Below are 1,503 nucleotides of genomic sequence, written 5' to 3' on the forward strand. Positions count from 1 at the left end.
GCGGTGATGTCGGTGCCGCTGGGCTGCGGCGCTTGCGTGGCGAACGCGTTGAGGCTGCTCGCAAGCGTCAGCATCGTGGCCAGCACCGTTGCTGAAACGGCCGCCGTTGTTCGCTCGGGCCTGCTCGCGACCGCGCGCATGTGGTCGACCAAACATCGCGACGACCTTGCGTTGCAGGCAATCAACAAGGCGCTGCTCGCCGCGCCCGGCGATCCATTGTTGCTCGCCGAGCAGGTGCGCATCGAATTGCGCCTCGGCAAAGCGCAAGCCGCGCAGGCGACGCTCGCACGCTTGCGCGCCGAAGCGCCAGGCAGCGCAGTGATCCAGCAGCTCGACGACGAATTCCGCGTCGCCACCAACGGCCGCGAGGAATTCGCGACCGTGCGTTTGCTCGCGCGTAGCGGCCAGTCCGCCGAAGCGGCGCGGCGTTTGCAACTGCTGTTTCCGCACGGCGCACCGTCGGGCTCGCTCGGGGCCGAGTACTACCAGATTCTCGCGGGGACGCCCGAGGGCCGCGAGCAGGCGCTGGTCGCGCTGCATCGGCGGATCGCCGCCGATCCGTCCGACGTCGGCGCCGCGCTGGTGCTCGCGAATCTGCTGAACACGCGCGGCGATACGCGCGCGGAGGCCAACCGCATCGCGTGGAATCTCGCGACGCGGCCCGACTCCGATCGCACGGCCTCGCTCGACACGTGGCGTCACGTGCTGCAATCGGCGGGTGCGGACCTCGCGTATCTGCCGGCGTTGCGCGCCTATCTGCAACTCGTGCCCGACGACACCGAATTCCGCGAGCGGGTCGCGACGCTCGAAGCGCGCCTCGACGCGCAACGGCAACTCGAACGCAACCCTGACTACATCGCCCAGCAGCGCGGTCTGCAGGCGCTCGAGCGCAACGATCTCGCCGCCGCCGAGCCGCTGCTCGCGCGCGCCGCGAGCGCGCGTCCCGACGATGCCGACGCGGTCGGCGGTCTCGGCATCGCGCGCATGCGGGCCGGGCGGCACGACGAAGCGCGCACGCTGTTTCTGCGCGCGGCCGCGCTCGCGCCCGACAATCGCGCGAAATGGCAGAGCCTCGCGCGCACCGCGCAATTCTGGGGCACGCTCGCGCAAGGCCGCGCGGCCGCCGCGGCGGGCCACGCGCGGGAGTCGGAGCGGGCGGCGCGCGAGGCGCTCGCGATGGAGCCGGACAACGCGGACGCGAAGCTGATGCTCGCCGACGCGCTGCTCGCGCAGCACGACTGGCGCGCGGCCGAGCCGCTGCTGCGCGATATGGTGAGCGGCCATGCGCCGAGCGTGGCGGCGCTGCGCAGCACGCAGACACTCTACGAAAACACCGGCCGCGCGGCGCAGGTCGAGCCGCTGATCGACGCGTTGCAAAGCCGCTTCGCCGCCGACGATCGCCAGAGCCTCGCTCGTCTGCGCGCCGATCTGCTTGCCAAACAGGCGGACCAGTTGCTCGCCGACGGCGAGCGCGGTCCCGCCGCGCAACGCTCTCAAGCCGCC

The 1,503-nt window shown here is 71.9% G+C and carries 1 protein-coding gene; it reads left to right on the forward strand.

All coding sequences use genetic code 11. The annotated features are described in order from the left end of the window. Positions 1–6: 6 nt before the first annotated feature. On the forward strand, positions 7–1,503 hold a 1,497-nt coding region (locus AB3X89_RS39655; protein WP_368587988.1), incomplete at its 3' end, for a tetratricopeptide repeat protein.

Source organism: Paraburkholderia sp. BR14320 (genome assembly GCF_040948665.1).
GTDB lineage: Bacteria > Pseudomonadota > Gammaproteobacteria > Burkholderiales > Burkholderiaceae > Paraburkholderia > Paraburkholderia youngii.